The 16,270-nt window shown below is 73.3% G+C and carries 21 protein-coding genes and 1 pseudogene; 19 read left to right on the forward strand and 3 right to left on the reverse strand.

All coding sequences use genetic code 11. The annotated features are described in order from the left end of the window. The first annotated feature begins 110 nt into the window (after window positions 1-110). From ABZU69_RS07245 to ABZU69_RS07335, 19 genes and pseudogenes are all read left to right on the forward strand, one after another. Window positions 111-896 (forward strand): DeoR/GlpR family DNA-binding transcription regulator, encoded by a 786-nt coding sequence (locus tag ABZU69_RS07245; protein WP_354963511.1) that lies wholly within the window; start codon window positions 111-113, stop codon window positions 894-896. A gap of 120 nt (window positions 897-1,016) precedes the next feature. Then, entirely contained in the window at window positions 1,017-2,027 is a 1,011-nt protein-coding gene (locus tag ABZU69_RS07250; protein ID WP_354963512.1) for an ATP-binding cassette domain-containing protein, read from the forward strand. Next, window positions 2,024-3,040: an ABC transporter permease subunit gene (locus ABZU69_RS07255; protein ID WP_354963513.1), complete on the forward strand. Its 1,017-nt coding sequence runs from the start codon at window positions 2,024-2,026 to the stop codon at window positions 3,038-3,040. Before ABZU69_RS07250 ends, ABZU69_RS07255 begins: the two co-directional genes overlap by 4 nt. A gap of 105 nt (window positions 3,041-3,145) precedes the next feature. Next, the gene (locus tag ABZU69_RS07260) at window positions 3,146-3,550 is read left to right on the forward strand and encodes a DUF3263 domain-containing protein (RefSeq protein ID WP_354963514.1); all 405 of its coding nucleotides are present in this window, start codon (window positions 3,146-3,148) and stop codon (window positions 3,548-3,550) included. 192 nt (window positions 3,551-3,742) lie between these two features. Then, on the forward strand, window positions 3,743-4,429 hold the full coding sequence (locus ABZU69_RS07265; RefSeq protein WP_354963515.1) for a hypothetical protein: 687 nt from the start codon (window positions 3,743-3,745) through the stop codon (window positions 4,427-4,429). Next, entirely contained in the window at window positions 4,426-4,821 is a 396-nt protein-coding gene (locus tag ABZU69_RS07270; RefSeq protein WP_354963516.1) for a phage holin family protein, read from the forward strand. The genes ABZU69_RS07265 and ABZU69_RS07270 overlap by 4 nt, the downstream gene beginning before the upstream one ends. Window positions 4,822-4,843: 22 nt before the next feature. Continuing rightward, window positions 4,844-5,443, forward strand: coding sequence for a DUF3618 domain-containing protein (locus ABZU69_RS07275; RefSeq protein WP_354963517.1), 600 nt, complete (start codon window positions 4,844-4,846; stop codon window positions 5,441-5,443). Between the two features lie 51 nt (window positions 5,444-5,494). Continuing rightward, window positions 5,495-6,301 (forward strand): hypothetical protein, encoded by an 807-nt coding sequence (locus ABZU69_RS07280; RefSeq protein WP_354963518.1) that lies wholly within the window; start codon window positions 5,495-5,497, stop codon window positions 6,299-6,301. 140 nt (window positions 6,302-6,441) lie between these two features. Beyond that, on the forward strand, window positions 6,442-6,951 hold the full coding sequence (locus ABZU69_RS07285; protein ID WP_354963519.1) for a GNAT family N-acetyltransferase: 510 nt from the start codon (window positions 6,442-6,444) through the stop codon (window positions 6,949-6,951). A gap of 275 nt (window positions 6,952-7,226) precedes the next feature. Further along, window positions 7,227-7,646, forward strand: coding sequence for a hypothetical protein (locus ABZU69_RS07290; protein ID WP_354963520.1), 420 nt, complete (start codon window positions 7,227-7,229; stop codon window positions 7,644-7,646). Between the two features lie 2 nt (window positions 7,647-7,648). Beyond that, window positions 7,649-8,872: an SRPBCC family protein gene (locus tag ABZU69_RS07295; RefSeq protein WP_354963521.1), complete on the forward strand. Its 1,224-nt coding sequence runs from the start codon at window positions 7,649-7,651 to the stop codon at window positions 8,870-8,872. Next, window positions 8,869-9,084, forward strand: a pseudogene (gene gvpJ / locus ABZU69_RS07300) (gas vesicle protein GvpJ); the annotation flags it as partial. The gene ABZU69_RS07295 and the pseudogene gvpJ (ABZU69_RS07300), both read left to right, overlap by 4 nt. Window positions 9,085-9,220: 136 nt before the next feature. Beyond that, window positions 9,221-9,976: a GvpL/GvpF family gas vesicle protein gene (locus ABZU69_RS07305; protein ID WP_354963522.1), complete on the forward strand. Its 756-nt coding sequence runs from the start codon at window positions 9,221-9,223 to the stop codon at window positions 9,974-9,976. Between the two features lie 3 nt (window positions 9,977-9,979). After that, entirely contained in the window at window positions 9,980-10,303 is a 324-nt protein-coding gene (locus tag ABZU69_RS07310) for a gas vesicle protein GvpG (protein ID WP_354963523.1), read from the forward strand. Beyond that, the gene (locus ABZU69_RS07315) at window positions 10,269-10,601 is read left to right on the forward strand and encodes a gas vesicle protein (protein WP_354963524.1); all 333 of its coding nucleotides are present in this window, start codon (window positions 10,269-10,271) and stop codon (window positions 10,599-10,601) included. Before ABZU69_RS07310 ends, ABZU69_RS07315 begins: the two co-directional genes overlap by 35 nt. A 1-nt stretch (window position 10,602) precedes the next feature. Continuing rightward, window positions 10,603-10,986 (forward strand): gas vesicle protein GvpJ, encoded by a 384-nt coding sequence (gene gvpJ / locus ABZU69_RS07320; RefSeq protein ID WP_121657174.1) that lies wholly within the window; start codon window positions 10,603-10,605, stop codon window positions 10,984-10,986. Continuing rightward, on the forward strand, window positions 10,970-11,803 hold the full coding sequence (locus tag ABZU69_RS07325) for a GvpL/GvpF family gas vesicle protein (protein WP_354963525.1): 834 nt from the start codon (window positions 10,970-10,972) through the stop codon (window positions 11,801-11,803). Before gvpJ (ABZU69_RS07320) ends, ABZU69_RS07325 begins: the two co-directional genes overlap by 17 nt. Then, the gene (locus ABZU69_RS07330; protein WP_354963526.1) at window positions 11,800-12,012 is read left to right on the forward strand and encodes a gas vesicle protein; all 213 of its coding nucleotides are present in this window, start codon (window positions 11,800-11,802) and stop codon (window positions 12,010-12,012) included. Before ABZU69_RS07325 ends, ABZU69_RS07330 begins: the two co-directional genes overlap by 4 nt. After that, on the forward strand, window positions 12,009-12,362 hold the full coding sequence (locus ABZU69_RS07335) for a gas vesicle protein K (RefSeq protein WP_354963527.1): 354 nt from the start codon (window positions 12,009-12,011) through the stop codon (window positions 12,360-12,362). The genes ABZU69_RS07330 and ABZU69_RS07335 overlap by 4 nt, the downstream gene beginning before the upstream one ends. A 50-nt stretch (window positions 12,363-12,412) precedes the next feature. On the opposite strand, the gene ABZU69_RS07340 is transcribed toward ABZU69_RS07335, so the two are convergent. The 3 genes from ABZU69_RS07340 to ABZU69_RS07350 all read right to left on the reverse strand — a co-directional run bounded on the left by ABZU69_RS07340 (window position 12,413) and on the right by ABZU69_RS07350 (window position 16,254). Further along, window positions 12,413-13,345 carry a superoxide dismutase gene (locus ABZU69_RS07340; RefSeq protein WP_354963528.1) on the reverse strand — a complete coding sequence of 311 codons (933 nt, stop codon included), beginning with the start codon at window positions 13,343-13,345 and terminating at the stop codon, window positions 12,413-12,415. Window positions 13,346-13,450: 105 nt separating this feature from the next. After that, complete coding sequence (locus tag ABZU69_RS07345) at window positions 13,451-15,697, reverse strand: AAA family ATPase (RefSeq protein ID WP_354963529.1); 2,247 nt, start codon at window positions 15,695-15,697, stop codon at window positions 13,451-13,453. 35 nt (window positions 15,698-15,732) lie between these two features. Continuing rightward, window positions 15,733-16,254 (reverse strand): hypothetical protein, encoded by a 522-nt coding sequence (locus ABZU69_RS07350; RefSeq protein WP_354963530.1) that lies wholly within the window; start codon window positions 16,252-16,254, stop codon window positions 15,733-15,735. Window positions 16,255-16,270: the final 16 nt, after the last annotated feature.

Genomic DNA, 16,270 nt, shown 5'->3' on the forward strand with positions numbered 1-16,270 from the left:
GGCAACCGACCGGCCGATCGCGCAGGCCGGTCTTTTGCGCCACCTAGTTTCGCGCACTAGTGTGCACGCAATCAATCACCGTTCGTGCAGTCACTGGGAGGGCCCCCGCGGTGGACCGGTACGCCAGATGGAACGCCCTGCTCGAGATGCTGACCGACAACGGCCGGGTCAGCGTCGAGGCGGCCGCCGAGCGGCTGGACGTCTCCCAGGCCACCATTCGGCGCGACTTCGACCAGCTCGCCCAGCAGCAGATGATCACCAGGACCCGGGGTGGCGCCGTCGCCAACGGGGTCTCCTACGACCTGCCGCTGCGCTACAAGACGGCCAAGCACTCGGCGGAGAAGCAGCGGATCGGCGCCGCCGCCGCGGCGCTCGTCACGCCCGGCACGGTGGTCGGCCTGAACGGCGGCACCACCAGCACCGAGGTGGCCCGGGCGCTGGCCGTCCGGCCAGACCTGAACACCAGCGCCGAGGGTGCCCAGCTCACCGTGGTCACCAACGCGCTGAACATCGCCAACGAGCTGCTGGTCCGATCCCGGATGAAGGTCGTGGTGGCCGGCGGGGTGGTGCGCCCGAAGTCGTTCGAGCTGGTCGGCCCGCTGGGCGGGGCGCTGCTGCGTGAGGTCACCCTGGATGTCGCGCTGCTCGGCGTGGACGCGATCGACCCGCAGCTCGGCGCCGCCGCCCACCACGAGGGGGAGGCGGCGATGAACAACCTCATGGTGGCCCGCGCCAAGCGGGTGGTGATCATCGCGGACTCGTCCAAGTTGGGGGGTCACGCCTTCGCCCGGATCTGCCCGGTCGACCGGGTGGAGACGCTGGTGACCGACGCGGGCGCCGCCCCGGAGGTCGTGGAGGCCTTCCGTGCTGCCGGCGTGCAGGTCGTCTGCGCCTGACCTGTCACTTTCCGTCGATGAAACGCGTCTACCGGCGCGTCGATGCATACCGCGTATTGCGCGCGTCTGCATACCGCGTATGGTGTCGGCTGTCACGCCCACCATCGGGGGAGGTGCAGCTTGCCAGCTGTCCTGGAGATCGAAGGTCTACGTAAGACGTACAAGAGTCGTCGACGCGGCACCCGCAACGCGCTCGACGGCTTCGACATGCGGGTCGACGCCGGGCAGGTGCACGGCTTCCTGGGCCCCAACGGCTCCGGGAAGACCACCACACTGCGTACGCTGCTCGGCCTGATCCGGCCCGATGGCGGCCGGATGGCACTGCTCGGGCACGAGGTGCCCGGTGCGCTGGCCAGCGTCGCCGGCCAGGTCGGCGCGATCGTGGAGAGCCCGCAGTTCTTCCCGCACTTCTCGGCCCGGGACACGCTGTCCCTGCTGGCCGGGGCGGGTGAGGTGCCGGCCACCCGGGTCGACGAGGTGCTGGAGCTCGTCGGGCTGCGCGACCGGGCCGGCGAGCGGGTCAAGACGTACTCGCTGGGCATGAAGCAGCGGCTGGCCGTCGCCTCCGCGCTGCTGAAGAACCCGAAGCTGCTCATCCTCGACGAGCCGGCCAACGGCCTTGACCCGGGCGGCATCCGAGAGATGCGCACGCTGATGCGGACGCTCGCCGAATCCGGGATGACCGTGGTGCTGTCCAGCCACATCCTCGGCGAGATCCAGCTGATCTGTGACTCGGTCACCATCATCTCGCTGGGCCGGCGGGTCGCCTTCGGCCCGGTCGACGAGGTGCTGGCCCAGCACTCGTCCGGCGCGGTCCGGGTCCGGCTGGAGGCGGTCAGCGACCTGCCCGCGGCCACCGACGCGCTCACCCGGGCCGGGATGCGGGTCACCGGCCACCCGGACCACCTGATGCTGGCTGGCGTCGACAAGCCGGCCACGGTGACCCGGCTGCTCGCCGAGCACGACCTCTACGTCAGCGAGCTGGCCCCGGTCGCCGTCGACCTGGAGAGCGTCTTCCTCGAACTGACCGCCACCGCACCGGTACCCGGCCAGCACCGGCAGGTCGACGAGTCCATGAAGGTCGGTGGGACGGGGCAGCCCGACGCCACCGGAGGAGGGTGGGGCGCGTGAGCCTCTATCGTACGGAGCTGCGCCGGCTGGCCAAGCGGCGCTTCACCCGCTACATGTCGCTGCTCGGCCTGCTCGTGCTAGCCGCGGTGGTGGTCGGGGTCTTCCTCACCAACCAGAAGATCGACGCCGGCCAGCTGGCCCGGGCCGAGCGCCAGGCCGACCAGCAGTACCAGGAGCAGCTGCGCTGGAGCGAGCAGGAGCGCGTCAGCTGCGAGCAGGCCAAGGCGGCGAACAAGCCGAATGACGGCCGCTACCCCGACGACTGCTCCGTGATCACGGCTCCGTCGCGGGACCAGATCCAGGCGGAGTGGTTCCTGCCCTCGACGTTCAACTTCCGGCAGACGTTCGACGAGACGCTGATCCCGTTCGCGGCGATCCTCGCCCTGGTCGGGTTCGTGGTTGGCGCGTCCTTCATCGGCGCCGAGTGGAACACCGGCGGGATGATGAACCTGCTGCTCTGGCGGCCGAAGCGGCTCACCGTCCTGCTCACCAAGCTGGCCGCGCTGCTCACCGGCATTCTGGCGGTGACGCTGCCCGCGGCGGTGCTCTGGTTCGCCGGGTTCTGGGCGGTCGCCACCTTCCGGGGCAACACCGAGAAGATGACGTCCGGGGCTTGGCAGTCGTTCGCCCTCACCGGTTTGCGCGGCGTGGTGCTGGTGCTGGTGGTCACCACCATCGGCTTCGCGCTGGCCTCGCTGGGTCGGCACACCGCGATGGCCCTCGGCGGTGTGGTGGCGGTGATGGTGGTCGGCCAGTTCGGTCTCGGCATCCTGCTGTCGATGGCGAGCGTGCGGTTCGCCGAGGCATGGCTGCTGCCCACGTACGCGCTGGCGTGGATGACCAAGAAGGTCACCCTCCAGAACTGGAACTCCTGCAACGCCACCTACTACGGTGAGTGCAAACCGGACACGCTGGACATCACCTGGCAGCAGTCCTCCGTGCTGCTCTCCGTCGGGCTGGTGGTGATCCTCGGCGCGGCGCTCTGGGCGATGCGCCGGCGGGACATCTCCTGACCAACGCGGCGCGGCGCGGCCGGCCCGGCCGTCGGGTTTCCCGGCGTGCGGGGCCGGCCGCGCCGGCTGCTGCGACCCGGGCCGACCCTGGCTAGGCTGAACGCCATGCCCGCCGACGCCACCCCGGTCTCCCCCGAGCCGTCCACCGACGCTCGCCCGGGTGAGGCACCGGTCGGTGGTGGGCCGACCGTTCCGACACCCCGACCGGCGCCGCCCGTCGAGAGCACCGCCGACCCCGCGCAGGCCGCCGGGGACGATGCCGAACCGACCGGGCCGGTGGCGGGGCTGACCCAGCGGGAACAGGCCATCCTCGCCTTCGAGCAGCAGTGGTGGCGGCACGCCGGTGCCAAGGAGCAGGCCGTCCGGGACACCTTCGGGGTCTCCTCGACCCGGTACTACCAACTGCTCAACGGGCTGCTCGACAACCCGGCGGCGCTGGCCGCCGACCCCGTGCTGATCGGCCGGCTCCGCCGGCTCCGCTCATCGCGCGCCCGCGATCGCCGCCGCTGACGCCACCGCCCGCACACCGGCCTCAACTCCTGATTGTCCGGGTCCCGGCCGTCTGCTGACCGGGCACCGGGAACGGCGTCCCCGGTGCCCGGTCCGTCCAGACCGGTGGAAGCATGGCACCAGATTCGGCGGGTAGGCGGGGAGCGTCCCGGGCGCTGCCATGCGGCTCCGGGCCGATGGAGGGAGCGGGCTATGACGGGTACCAACCCGAGCCGGCCACCACAGGGTGCGACCGGCACCGCGCAGCAGGCTCGGCAGGAGGCGTCCCGGGTCGGACAGCAGGCCGCGCAGGCCGGTGGACAGGTGGCCCATACCGCCGCCGAGCAGGGCGGGCAGGTGGCCGCGGAAGCGCGCCAGCAGGCCCGGAACCTGACCGGAGAGGCCACCAGCGAGCTGCGTGAGCAGGCCAGATCGCAACAGCAGCGGGCCGTCGACGGTCTGCGCGACCTGGGCCAGGGGCTCAACTCGATGGCCGAGCAGGACGGTGACTCCCGGCTGGCCGGCCAGGCGGTTCGCCGGGCGGGGGACGCCGCGCAACGGGCGGCCGGCTGGCTCGACGGACGGGAGCCGGGGGACGTACTGGACGAGGTCCGCACGTACGCCCGACGCAACCCGGGGATGTTCCTGGCCGGCGCGGCGGTGGCCGGACTGCTGGTCGGGCGACTCGCCCGTGGCCTGACCAGCGCTGGCGGCGCAGGGATGTCAGGCGGCCCGGCAGCAGGGTACGGGCACCCGGACGGGGGTGGCCCGGAGCCCTACGATCGCGGGTTCAACGCGCCCTACCAGCCCGAACAGCCGTACACCGGTACGGCTCGGGCCCAGAACGTGTCGCCGGCCGGTCGGCCGGAGCGGGACCTGCCGGGCGGGGTGGCACCGTGAGCGCCCCGGAGAAGGAACGGACCCAGGCCTCCGTCGGCGACCTGCTGGGTGACGTCACCCGGGACCTCTCCACGCTGATGCGCAAGGAGGTCGAGCTGGCCAAGGCCGAGCTCCGCGAGGAGGCGAGCCAGGCCGGCAAGGCCGGCGGCATGTTCGGCGGGGCGGGGCTGGCCGGGTTCCTGGCCGTCCTGTTCGTGTCGTACGCGGTGTGGTGGGGGCTGTCCAACACGATGGACCAGGGCTGGGCGGCACTGATCGTCGCGGTGATCTGGGCGGTCGTGGCCGGTGGCCTTTTCATCAACGCCCGGAGCCAGCTGCAGCGGGCTCGTGCGGTGCTGCCGCGAACGAAGCAGACCGCCCGGGAGATGCCGGACGCACTGCGCGGTCGGTGAACGAGTCGGGAGGGGACAGATCATGTCCAGTGATCCGGATCGGATCCGGCGGGAGATCGAGACCACCCGCAACGAGTTGAGCAGTGACGTCGACGCGTTGGCCGACAGGGTCAACCCGCGTCGGATCGCCGGTGACCGCGTCGGGCAGGCCCGCGGCGCGTTCGCCCGAGCGAAGGAGAGGGTGATGGGCAGCTCGAGCCACATGGGGCAGGAGGCCAGCCAGCGGATGTCACACGTCGCCGGCTCGGTACGCGACGAGACCCGGTCGCTCGGACAGCAGTCCCGGGAGCAGACGCAGGGCAACCCGCTGGCCGCCGGCGTGGTCGCCTTCGGCGTCGGGTTGCTGGCCGCCTCGCTGCTCCCGTCGAGTGGGCGGGAAAGGCAACTGGCCGGTCGCGCCCGGGGCATGGTGAGCGAGCACTCCGACCAGTTGCGCGGGCAGGCGAGCCAGATCGGCCACCATATGCAGGACAACCTGCGGGAGCCCGCGCAGCAGGCGGCGCAGTCGGTGCGGTCCACCGCCGAGCAGGGGGTGTCCGCGGTACGCGACCAGGGCCGTTCAGCCGCCGGGCAAATGCAGGGGCAGGCGTATGCGGCCGCCGATGATCTCCGGCACCGCTGACCCGGCCGGGCGTCGGGGCTGGCACCGATGATGCGGGTACGCTCCGCGTCCGTGCCAGCCCCGGGCCGGCCGGTCAACGAGGACCTGGTCTTCCGGTTCGGCCCGCTGGTCGGCGTGCTGGACGGCGCCACCGTGCCGGAGGGCTTCGACACCGGCTGTGTGCACGGGCCGGAGTGGTACGTCCGGCACCTGGCCGCCCGGATCGGCATGGCCGAGGCGGCGCGCCCGTCGGCGAGGCTGACCAGCAACCTGGCGGCGGCCATTCTCGCCGTTCGCGCCGACCACGGCGGGCAGTGCGACCTTGATCATCCCGGTACCCCGTCCAGCACGGTCTGCCTACTGCGGGACTGCGGTGACAAGGTGGACCATCTGGTGCTCTGCGACAGCCCGCTGGTGCTGGACACCGGCCAGGTCAGCGTGGTGACCGACGACCGGCTGGAGGCGGCGGTGGCCGAGCTGCGCCGGACGGTCGCCACCGTGCCGGCCGACGCGGACCCGGTGACCCGCTTCCGGCACGCCGTGGGCGTCCAGCGGGAACGGATGAACCGCACACACGGCTACTGGGTGGCGGCGGCCGACCCGGACGCGGCCTTCCACGCGGTGACCGGGACGGTGCCCCAGCGGGGGCCGTCGGCGGTGCGTCGGGCGGCGCTGCTCAGTGACGGCGCGTCCAGCGCTGTCGACCAGTTCGGGCTGACCGACTGGGCGGGGCTGCTGGACATGCTGAGCGCCGACGGCCCGGGCGCGTTGCTCGACCGGGTCCGGGAGGCCGAGCGCGACCACCCCGACCGGCTGCGCCGGCACAAGCCCACCGACGATGCCTCGGTGGTGTTCTGCGAGTTCGGGGCGGCGACCTGAGGGCCCCGCGACTCGACTGGTTGGCAACAGAGCGTGAGGTGGACACTCGGGCGGTCCGACCGGTCGGTACCGGTAGCCGGACCGCCAGTGGATGCCCAATGGGGTGGACTTCGGCCGATCAGGGCGGCAGACTGCGGCACGTGGCGGGTGCGGTCCGGTTGGAGCCGGTGGATGAGCAGAACCTGGAGCCATTGCTCTCCGTAGCGGCTGCCGAGGCCGAGCCAGGTGATGTGATGCCTCCGGTCGACGCTCCCGCCGGCTGGTCGCTCGCCCGCCGCGAGGCTTTCCGGGACTTTCACCGCGCGAGCTTCGGCGGCCTGGACGGCCCGACACGCTCCCAGATGTACGCGATCCTCGTCGGCGGTGAGGTGGCGGGCATGGTTCGGATGACGCGTTGTGACGAGCCCGGCACGGTCGAGACCGGGATGTGGCTCGGTCGTTCGGCTCGCGGGCAGGGGATCGGCGCGACCGCCCTGCGCGAGTTGCTGAACGCCGCCGCCCGGGCGGGCATGCGGGCCGTGGTGGCGGAGACGACCGCGGACAACATCGGCGCGGTCGGCGTACTGAAAAAGTGCGGCGCCACATTGCGCGAGGATGGTGGCAAGGTGCGCGCCGAAATCTGCCTGGATTCGACGCCGCCAGCACTCTGAAGCGATTCTTAAGGTTCGTCTTCTCTGTCGTTTTCCCTGGTGGTTACCACCTGGACGTCCGTTCTGGGGCGTCCAATCCCGCGTTTCCGGATGGTGTTCGTCGACGCGGATGGAAATCGCCAGAACGGTTTCGGTGGAATGCCGTCGGGTACTGCCCGCCGGGTCCGCAGATACGGACGCCTGATTGAAGGCATGGTTCGCGCTATTCCCCGGTAGCCCTTCTCCGGCCCCCACCGGGCAGGCGTCCGCACCCTCCGGGGAGCGAAGGAGAACTGATGAAGACCGGAACACGAATCGGGCTGGCGGTGGGCTTCGGCTACCTGCTGGGCCGTCGCCGCAAGCTGCGTACCGCACTCACCCTGGCCGCCGCGGTCGCCGCCGGCCGAGCCAGCCGGGACCCCGCCGGGCTGCTGAAGCGGGGCACCAACGTGCTGCACTCGTCCCCCCAACTGAGCAACCTGAGCCGACTCGGCGGGCCACTGGTCAACGCGGGCCGGGCCGCCGCCACCGCGGCGGCCGGCAGCGGCGTCGACGCGCTCACCGGTCGGCTGCGCGACTCGGCCGACGCGCTGCGCCGCCGCTCCGGAGACCAGAGCGGCGCCGGCGACAACGACACGGGCCGCGACACCGACCGCGACACGGCGAACCAGACCGACCGGGACGACGCGGCGGCCGGGCAGCGGCGGGGGCGGTGACCATGGCGGGGAACACCTACCCGGGTGGGATCGGTGAGAAGCTCCGCGGCCAGTTGGCCGACGAGGTGCGGAACCTGGCCGAGGCGATCGGCGAGCGGGCGATGACGGTGGTGACCGAGCGGATCACCGGCGCGACCGGCCGGCTCAGCGAGTACGCGCGCCAGGGCGGCGGACCGGGCCTGATCGCCGCCGCCACCGGTGCACAGAAGCTCGCCGAGGGCGGCTCACCAATGAAGGCGATGGTGCACGCCGGGATGGCCGGCGGTAAGGAGAAGGTGATGTCGGCTCTCGGCCGCGCGGGCGGAAAGGGCGGCGGCAAGGGCGGCAAGAAGAAGGTCACCAACATCGTCGAGACGATCGAGGTGGGCGTGCCGGTGCGGGCCGCGTACAACCAGTGGACGCAGTTCGGCGACTTCCCGAGCTTCATGAAGAAGGTCGAGAGCGTCGACACGGACTCGGACGAGAAGCTGACCTGGAAGGCGCAGGTCTTCTGGTCGCACCGGACCTGGGAGTCGACCATCGTCCGGCAGGTGCCGGACAAGCTCATCCACTGGCGGTCCAAGGGTGAGAAGGGCTCGGTCGACGGCACCGTCAGCTTCCACGAGATCACCCCGGACCTGACCCGAATCCTGGTGGTGCTGGAGTACCACCCGCAGGGCCTCTTCGAGCACACCGGCAACCTGTGGCGCGCCCAGGGCCGGCGGGTGCGGCTGGAGCTGAAGCACTTCGTCCGGCACGTGATGACCGAGGTGGCGCTCGACCCGGACCAGGTCGAGGGCTGGCGGGGCGAGATTCGCGACTCCCAGGTGGTCAAGGACAACGAGACGGCCCTTCGCGAGGAGCGCGAACGGGACCAGCGCGGCCCGGGCGGGGGCGGTGGGGCGCCGACCGGTCCCGAGGCCGACGAGTTCGCCGAGGAGGAGCCGAGCGCGGAGGAGGAGCGGCCGCGCCGACGGCCCGCCGGGCGGCTGCGCCAGCGGCCACCCCGCCGGCCCGCCGAGCCGGAGTACGACGAGGAGTACGAGGCGTACGAGGACGGCTACGACGAGGGGTACGCGGACGAACCCGACGAGGAACCGCCGCCGGCCCCCCGTCGTCGCGCTCCCGAGCGGGCCCGCCGCGCTCAGCCGCGCGAGGAGCCGCAGCGGCCCCGGCCGCCGGTCCGACGCGGACCGGAACCGCCGCGCCGACCCGTGGTGCGCCGCCGCCGGGAGGAGGACGAGTGACGCTCGTATCCGACGAGGGCGGTGCCGGCGGGGCCCTGGAGCGTGTGGGCTCCGGCGGCGGGCTCGCCGACGTGGTGGAGACCGTGCTCGACAAGGGCGTGGTGATCGACGCGCAGGTGACCGTCGGCGTCGTCGGCATCCCACTGGTGGAGATCAACGCCCGGGTGGTGGTGGCGAGCATCGAGACGTACCTGCGGTTCGCCGAGGCGGTCGACCGGCTGGACCTCGCTCCGGACGAGGGCGAAGGCCTTGCCGGTCTGGTCGGCGGCGTTACCGGCGCCGTCCGGGACGTCACCGGCTCGGTCGGGGACGTGGCCGGCAACGTGCGGGACCTCGGGAGGGGCTGAGATGGCGGACGAGACGGGACTGTTCATCTACGGCGTGGTGCCCGCCGACGTGGAGGCGACGCCCGACGCGGCCGGGGTAGGCGATCCACCGGGCGAGGTGGCGGTGATCCGGCACGGTGACCTCGGCGCGCTGGTCAGTGAGGTGCCGTTGGAGGCGCCGCTGGGCCGGTCGGCGGATCTGCGTGCGTACCAGGAACTGCTGGACGGGACGGCGGCGGTGGCGCCGGTGCTGCCGGTGCGGTTCGGCACCGTGGTCACCGGGCCGGACGCGGTGATCGATCTGCTCCGGCCGCACCACGACCGGTTCGCCGCAGCGCTGGCCGAGTACGAGGGCCGGGTGCAGTACGTCGTGCACGGTCGCTTCGATGAGCGGACGCTGCTGCGCGGGGTGCTCGACGAGAATCCGACCGCCGCCGGGCTCGCCGAACAGGTACGCGGCCGGCCCGAGGCGGCCAGCCGTGAGCCACGGATCCGGCTCGGGGAGCTGATCAGCCAGGCGGTGGAGCTGCGCCGCGAGGCGGAGAACCGGCGGCTGCTCGACGCCACGGCCGAGTACGTCGTGTCCGCGCAGCCACGCCCTCCCAGCCACGAGCTGGACGCGGCGCACCTGGCCCTGCTGGTCGACGCCGACCAGGAGGCCGCTCTGGTCGACGCCCTGGAGGAGTACGCGCAGCACCGCGGGGGCCTGCTACGACTGCGGTTGCTGGGCCCGCTCGCCCCGTACGACTTCGTCAGCGCGCACCAGCTGGCGGGCTGACCGGTGGACCTGCTCTGGGCGCTGCTGACCCTGCCGTACGCGCCGGTGCGCGGCCTGACCGCGGTGGTCGCGGTGGTCGCCCGGGAGGCCGAGTCGCGGCAGCGGAACCCGGTGAACGTCCGGCGCGAGCTGGAGGAACTGGACGCGGCGGCTGCCGCCGGTGAACTCAGCGCGGAGGAACGCGACCGGGCCGAGCAGCGGGTGCTGGACCGGCTGACCGGGGGCGCGGGTCGGGCCGGAGCGCGGGCGCGCCCGGCCCGGCGTGGCCCGGCACGCGAGGGAGGTGCGCGCGATGACCGACGACGACGTCCGGGCTCGACGGCGTGATCCGGCCGCCGAGGACTATCCCGATGAGGAGTACGTGGAGCCGGTGTCGGCTGCCGAGGCGGCTCGGGCGGGGCTGCGACAGCTCGTCGAGCTGACCGGCCGGGAGCCGTCCGGGACCACGTCGCTGGAGGCCACGGAGGACGGCTGGCTGGTCGGAGTGGAGCTGGTGGAGGCGCATCGGATTCCCGCCTCCGTCGATCTGCTCGGCCTCTACGAGGTGGAGCTGGACATCGAGGGTGGGCTGCTCGGCTACCGACGGGTGCGGCGCTACCAGCGCGGGAAGGGTGAGGTGGGCTGAAATGACCGCTGCGCAGCCGCCGTCGGTGGTGCAGAACTCCGGCCAGGTCCTGCCCGCCGGCCACGAGCCGGCCAACCTGGGCGACATCCTGGAGCGGGTCCTCGACCGGGGCATCGTGATCGCCGGTGACATCCGGGTCAGCCTGCTCGACATCGAGCTGCTGACGCTGAAACTGCGGCTGGTCATCGCGTCGGTCGACACCGCGCGGCAGATCGGCATCGACTGGTGGGAGCACGATCCGTGGCTCAGCTCGCGGGCTCGGCCCCCGGTGGAGCCGGGACCGCGTGACCCGGAGCAGGTCGAGGCGGAGCGCCGGCCCCGGGTGGCGGCCCGGGCGCGCCGCCGGGACGCCGAACTAGAGGAGTGGAATGAGTTCGACGGTTGAGGTGCCCGCCGCCGGGTCCGCCCCGGTCGCCGGGGCCTGGCTGCACGGCGTGGTCCGGGACGCCGATCCGGCGGCGCTGACGGCGATCGCCGGGATGGACGGCGCTCCGGTCCGGGCGGTGTCCACCTCCACCTCCGGCCTGGTCGGCGTGGTCAGCACCGCGCCGCTGGACGAGTACGGCGAGCAGCCGCTGCGCCGCAACCTGGAGGATCTGGCGTGGCTGGAGCGGGCGGCCCGGGCACACCACGGCGTGGTCGAGGCACTGGCCCGACGGGGGCCGGTGGTGCCGGCCCGGCTCGCCACCGTGCACACCGACGACGGCCGGGTGGCCAGGTCACTCGCCGCGTGCCGAACCGAGCTGGAGGCCACCCTGGACCGCCTCACCGGACGCGGCGAGTGGGGTGTGAAGGGTTACCTGGTGCCGGGAGTGGCTCCGGCGAGCGCCGAACCCGTCGGGGCCGGCGGTGTGGGGACGGCGTACCTGCGGCGGCGTCGGGCACAGTTGACCGCCCGGGAGGAAGGCCAGCAGGCGGCGGGCGCGGCGGCGGACACGGTGCACGCCGCGCTGTGCGAGCTGGCCGTGGCGGGCCGGCGGCACGCGCCGCAGGACCGGCGGCTCTCCGGTGCGTCCACCCCGATGGTGCTCAACGGGGCGTACCTGGTGGACCTCGCGGCGCTGCCCGGCTTCACCGAGCTCGTCGGCGCGCTGGGCAGCCGGCATCCGGAGATCCGGCTGGAGCTGACCGGGCCGTGGCCGGCGTACTCCTTCGTCGCGGAACGGCCGGAGCCGGCGCTCACCGTGCGGGAGCCGTGGTGACCAGCGCGCTCGCGTCGAGCAGCGCGGACGATCCGTTGGCCTACCGGCCGGTCGCCCTGGTGGACCTGCTCGACAGGGTGCTCGCCACCGGGGTCGTGATCAGCGGCGACCTCACCCTGGCCATTGCCGACGTGGACCTGGTCCGGATCTCGTTGCGCGCGCTGGTCGCTTCGGTCGGCGCGCTGGCCCCGCCGGAGGACGCCGGATGACCGGGCGGGACGAGGCGGCGGAGCTGGCCGCCGCGCTGGGCGCGGAGTCGTGGCAGCCGCCCCGGGTCACCCCGCTGGACCGCCGGATCGCGGTGGACCGCGACTCGGTCGAGCGAGGGCTGGCCAGCCTGGTGCTCACGATCGTGGAGTTGCTGCGGCAGCTGATGGAGCGGCAGGCGCTGCGCCGGGTCGACCTCGGTGACCTGACCGAGGAGCAGATCGAGCGGATCGGGGTGACGCTGATGGCGCTGGAGGAGCAGATGGCCGGGCTGCGCGAACACTTCGGCCTGGCCCCGGAGGACCTCAACCTGGATCTCGGCCCCCTCGGCCCGCTGCTCCCCACCGAGTGACCCGAGCCGGCCGGCGGCAACCCCCGGAGAGGTCGCCGCCGACCGGTGGATCAGGCCGGTACCCGGACGATGTCGTAGTCGGTGTCCGGCGTGGACTCCACGTCGAACCGGCCGTTCACCACGTACAGCGCCGAGCCGAGCAGGTCACCGGTCGCCGGCGACCGCAGCTGGGGACCGGTGATCTCCCGCTGCACCGCCCCGGCGGTGTAACCGTGGTTGAGCCGGACCACCGCGATGACGTTGGTCAGGTTGCGGATCACGTAGAGGGTGTGGCCGCGCAGCACCAGGCCGTCGGCCCGCTCCACCGAGTAGCCACCGAGGTCGACGAGGCGGCTGCGGCCGGTGCGCGGGTCGATGCGTACCAGCCGACCGGGCAGCATCTGTGCGACCAGCAGATCGCCGTCCGGCAGTGCCACGATCCCGTTGTGGTAGGCGTCCGGCGTCGCAGCCGGTCCGCTGAGCGGCAGCACCCGGGAGGCCGTGGCGGCCGGCAGCCGGCCACCGTGGCCCAGCGGCACCACGTACAGAACCTGCCGGCCCGAGTCGGTGAAGTAGACCGCCCGCTTGGTGATCACGAGGTCGTTGACGTAGCTGCCCGGCTCGTCGGTGAACTGGTAGTGGGCCAGCAGCTTGCCGGTCCCCGCGTCGTAGACGCTGGCACCGCCACCGGAGAAGTCGGCGGTCCACAGCCGGCCCTGCTGATCGAGCTTGAGACCGGCCTTGTCCTTGCCCGGCACGGCCGGGATCAGCACCGAGCCACGGCCGGTGCGTAAGTCACCGCGCCACACCGCTCCGTCCAAGATGGAGCTGACGTAAACGGTGGTGCCCCGACCGATCGTCAGCCCCTCGGGAGTGAACCCGTTGGGCAGGGCGATCCGGGCCGGCAACGGCTTTGCCGGGTGGGCGGCTGCCGGCGAGCCGACCGTGGTGAGGGTGGCCGCCGCCACCAGGGAAACGAGGAGAAGCGAGAGCAGCTTGCGCAAGAAACACCGCCTGACGTCGCAGTGGATCGCTCCACAGAGGAATGTGACGTCCTAGGAACACCCTGGGTACGACGAAAGGTTGACTGCCGGATCAGTTTGGTCGCGTCACCCTCGCTCGGCGGCGTACCCGGCCAGCCAGGCGACCTGCGCGGGGTCCAGCGACGGACGGACCCGGCGCCGGGCCGTGGCGACGTGCGCGGCGGTGACCGTGGCCGCGGCCAGCGACTCACGCATCGCGGCGAGCGCCGCCTCCCGGACCAGCGCCGCGCAGTCGGCCGCGGAGAACCCGTCCAACTCCCCACCGAGCGCGGCCAGGTCGACGTCCGGCGCCAGCGGCACGTGCCGGGACGCGGCCCGCAGGATCTCCATGCGGGCCTCCCCGTCCGGCGGCGGCACGTAGACCAGCCGCTCCAGCCGGCCCGGCCGCAGCAGCGCCGGGTCGACCAGGTCCGGCCGGTTCGTCGCGCCGACCACCACCACGTTGCGCAGCGTCTCCACCCCGTCCAGCTCGGTGAGCAGGGCGGCGACCACCCGGTCGGTGGTCCCGCCGTCGGTGGCCTGCCCGCGGACCGGCGCCAGCGCGTCCACCTCGTCCAGGAAGATCAGCGTCGGGGCCGCCTCCCGGGCCCGGCGGAACAGCTCACGGACCGCGCGTTCGCTCTCACCCACCCACTTGGAGAGCAGCTCCGCGCCCTTCACGGAGAGCACGTTCGCCCGACCCGAGCCGGCCAGCGCGGTGACCAGATACGTCTTGCCGCAGCCCGGCGGCCCGTAGAGCAGCACACCGCGCGGCGGCTGCACGCCGAGCCGGGCGAAGGTGTCCGGGTAGGTCAGCGGCCAGAGCACCGACTCGCTGAGCGTCTGCTTGACCTCGACCAGGTCACCCACGTCGTCCAGGGTCACCGAGGCCAGCTCCAGCGTGGACGCGGCCATCGTGGTCGGCCGGACCACCTCCAGTGCGGCGGTGAAGTCGGCCATCGACACGGTCGGCGTCTCGGCCGACTTCTGCCGCAGCGCCGCGCGTACCCCAGCCTCCCGGACCAGCGCAGCCAGGTCCGCCGCGACGAATCCAGGGGTACGCCCGGCCACCTCGTCCAGCCGGACGTCATCGGCCAGCGGCACCTGCCGGGTCAGCACGGTGAGCTGCTCGCGGCGCAGCGCCGGGTCGGGCAGCGGGATGCTGATCCGCAGCGACAGCAGGTCCGGCGCGCGCAGCGCCGGGTCGACCGCCTCCGGCCGGCCGGTGGTGCACACCACGGCCGCACCCGAACGGACGGTCTCCGTGAGCACCTGGCGGAACACCGTCGCCACCGGGCCGGGCTCGTCCGCCGGGGCGAGCGCCTCCACATCGGTGACCAGCAGGACCGCCGGCCCGCCGGCGCGGACCGCCGCCGCCACGGCGCGCAGCCGGTCGGCGGCGGCCTGGTTGGCCAGCGCGACCACCTCGGGCGCCCAGAGCGGGTGTACGCGGGCACCGACCCGGGCCGCGACCGCCCGGACCAGCGCCGACTTTCCCGAACCGGCCGGCCCGCTGAGCAGCACTCCCAGCGAGATGGTGGTGCCCAGCCGACCCAGCACCTCCCGGTGGTGGAAGCCGAGGTCGAGCAGTTCGGTCAGCTCCTCGGCCTGGGCCCGCAGCCCCGGCAGCTCGTCGACGTCGGGAGCGTCGTCCTCCTCCGTCGGGCCCATGGCCGCACCGGACGGAGTCTCAGCCGACCGGCGCCCTCCGGAAGGCCGCTCGGCCGGGGCGAGCCGACCGGGGATGGCGCCGTGGGTGGCCGGGCCGTGCTCCCAGCCGACCAGCGTGTCCATGGTGACCAGTGCGCCAGCGGCCGGCTCGACCGCGACCACGGTGAGCAGGGTGCTGGTCCAGGCGAACCCGACCGTGTTGGCGAGGCTGCGCCGAGCCGCCTCGATGAGGCTGCGTACCGAGGCGTCCGGCAGCACGTCCTGCGGCAACAGCGAGACGTCGTCGCCGGCGGTGACCACCTTGCCCAGCAGGGCGAGCCGGAGCATCTCCGGGCTGACCGCCGCGACCACCTCCACCGGCCCGGTCAGGGTGACCCGGCTCGCCGGGGTCAGCGGCGCCGGAGTCACCCGCACCTGACCGCCGTCGTGGAGGCCGAGGTTGCCCAGCGTCAGGTCGTCGGCGTACAGCAGGACGGGGCTCGCGCCCGGCTTGGCCGCCGCCACGATTCCGGCGGTCTCCCGTCGGCCGACCAACCGGACCGGGTCGCCGGGGCGTAGACCCAGCGCGGTCAGCACCTCCGGGTGCAGGCGGACGACGCCCCGCCGGGCGTCCAGCGCCGCCGGCCGCAGGCTGGCCGTGAGAGTCAGGTCGGGTTGCGCCACCGCCCGACCGTAGCCGCCGCCAGCCAGTCCCGGCGTCAGCGCCGTGGATCCAGCTCGTCCAGCAGCGACGGGTCCCGCCGGATCAGCTCGGCCAGCCGGGCGGCCGGGTCCGGGGTCAGCCCGTTCGGGCCGGGTGCCCAGGCCGGCACCGTGCGGCCGGACAGCGGCCAGGCCGGCGGAGGCTCCACCGGGGCCGCCGAGGGTTCCGGACCGACCGTGACGTGCGGGCCGTCCCAGGAGATCAGTAATGGGTACGTCCGCCCGCCGTGCTCGACGCGCACCGTCACCGCCAGCCCCGGGTGGGCGCCGACGACCTGGCGTACCACCTCGGCCACCTCCTCGACCGGCCCCCAGCCGGCCACCTCGCCGGCGGTGTCCCGCCCAGCGTGCCGCCCCAGCCCGGCATTGCGGGCGTCGGTGTGGCCGCTCCCGAGGTTGGCCGGTCCACCGGCCGGACCCGGCGGTGTCGCGCTCTCGTCACGGTCGTTGGCCCGCCGGCGCAGCGCCTCCTCGCGCCGGGCCAGCCGGGCCAGCGTCTCGTCCAGGTCGCCCCTCACCAGATCACCCCTTCCC

It is taken from the genome of Micromonospora sp. NPDC005206 (assembly GCF_040608175.1).
Lineage (GTDB): Bacteria > Actinomycetota > Actinomycetes > Mycobacteriales > Micromonosporaceae > Micromonospora.

What these genes read in the sequence shown, in the direction of transcription:
- ABZU69_RS07305 (WP_354963522.1), top strand. Translation starts at nt 9,221, where the DNA reads ATGGCGGACGAGACGGGACTGTTCATCTACGGCGTGGTGCCCGCCGAC.
- ABZU69_RS07290 (WP_354963520.1), top strand. Translation starts at nt 7,227, where the DNA reads ATGAAGACCGGAACACGAATCGGGCTGGCGGTGGGCTTCGGCTACCTG.
- ABZU69_RS07275 (WP_354963517.1), top strand. Translation starts at nt 4,844, where the DNA reads ATGTCCAGTGATCCGGATCGGATCCGGCGGGAGATCGAGACCACCCGC.
- ABZU69_RS07265 (WP_354963515.1), top strand. Translation starts at nt 3,743, where the DNA reads ATGACGGGTACCAACCCGAGCCGGCCACCACAGGGTGCGACCGGCACC.
- ABZU69_RS07260 (WP_354963514.1), top strand. Translation starts at nt 3,146, where the DNA reads ATGCCCGCCGACGCCACCCCGGTCTCCCCCGAGCCGTCCACCGACGCT.
- ABZU69_RS07325 (WP_354963525.1), top strand. Translation starts at nt 10,970, where the DNA reads ATGAGTTCGACGGTTGAGGTGCCCGCCGCCGGGTCCGCCCCGGTCGCC.
- gvpJ (WP_121657174.1), top strand. Translation starts at nt 10,603, where the DNA reads ATGACCGCTGCGCAGCCGCCGTCGGTGGTGCAGAACTCCGGCCAGGTC.
- ABZU69_RS07315 (WP_354963524.1), top strand. Translation starts at nt 10,269, where the DNA reads ATGACCGACGACGACGTCCGGGCTCGACGGCGTGATCCGGCCGCCGAG.
- ABZU69_RS07295 (WP_354963521.1), top strand. Translation starts at nt 7,649, where the DNA reads ATGGCGGGGAACACCTACCCGGGTGGGATCGGTGAGAAGCTCCGCGGC.
- ABZU69_RS07335 (WP_354963527.1), top strand. Translation starts at nt 12,009, where the DNA reads ATGACCGGGCGGGACGAGGCGGCGGAGCTGGCCGCCGCGCTGGGCGCG.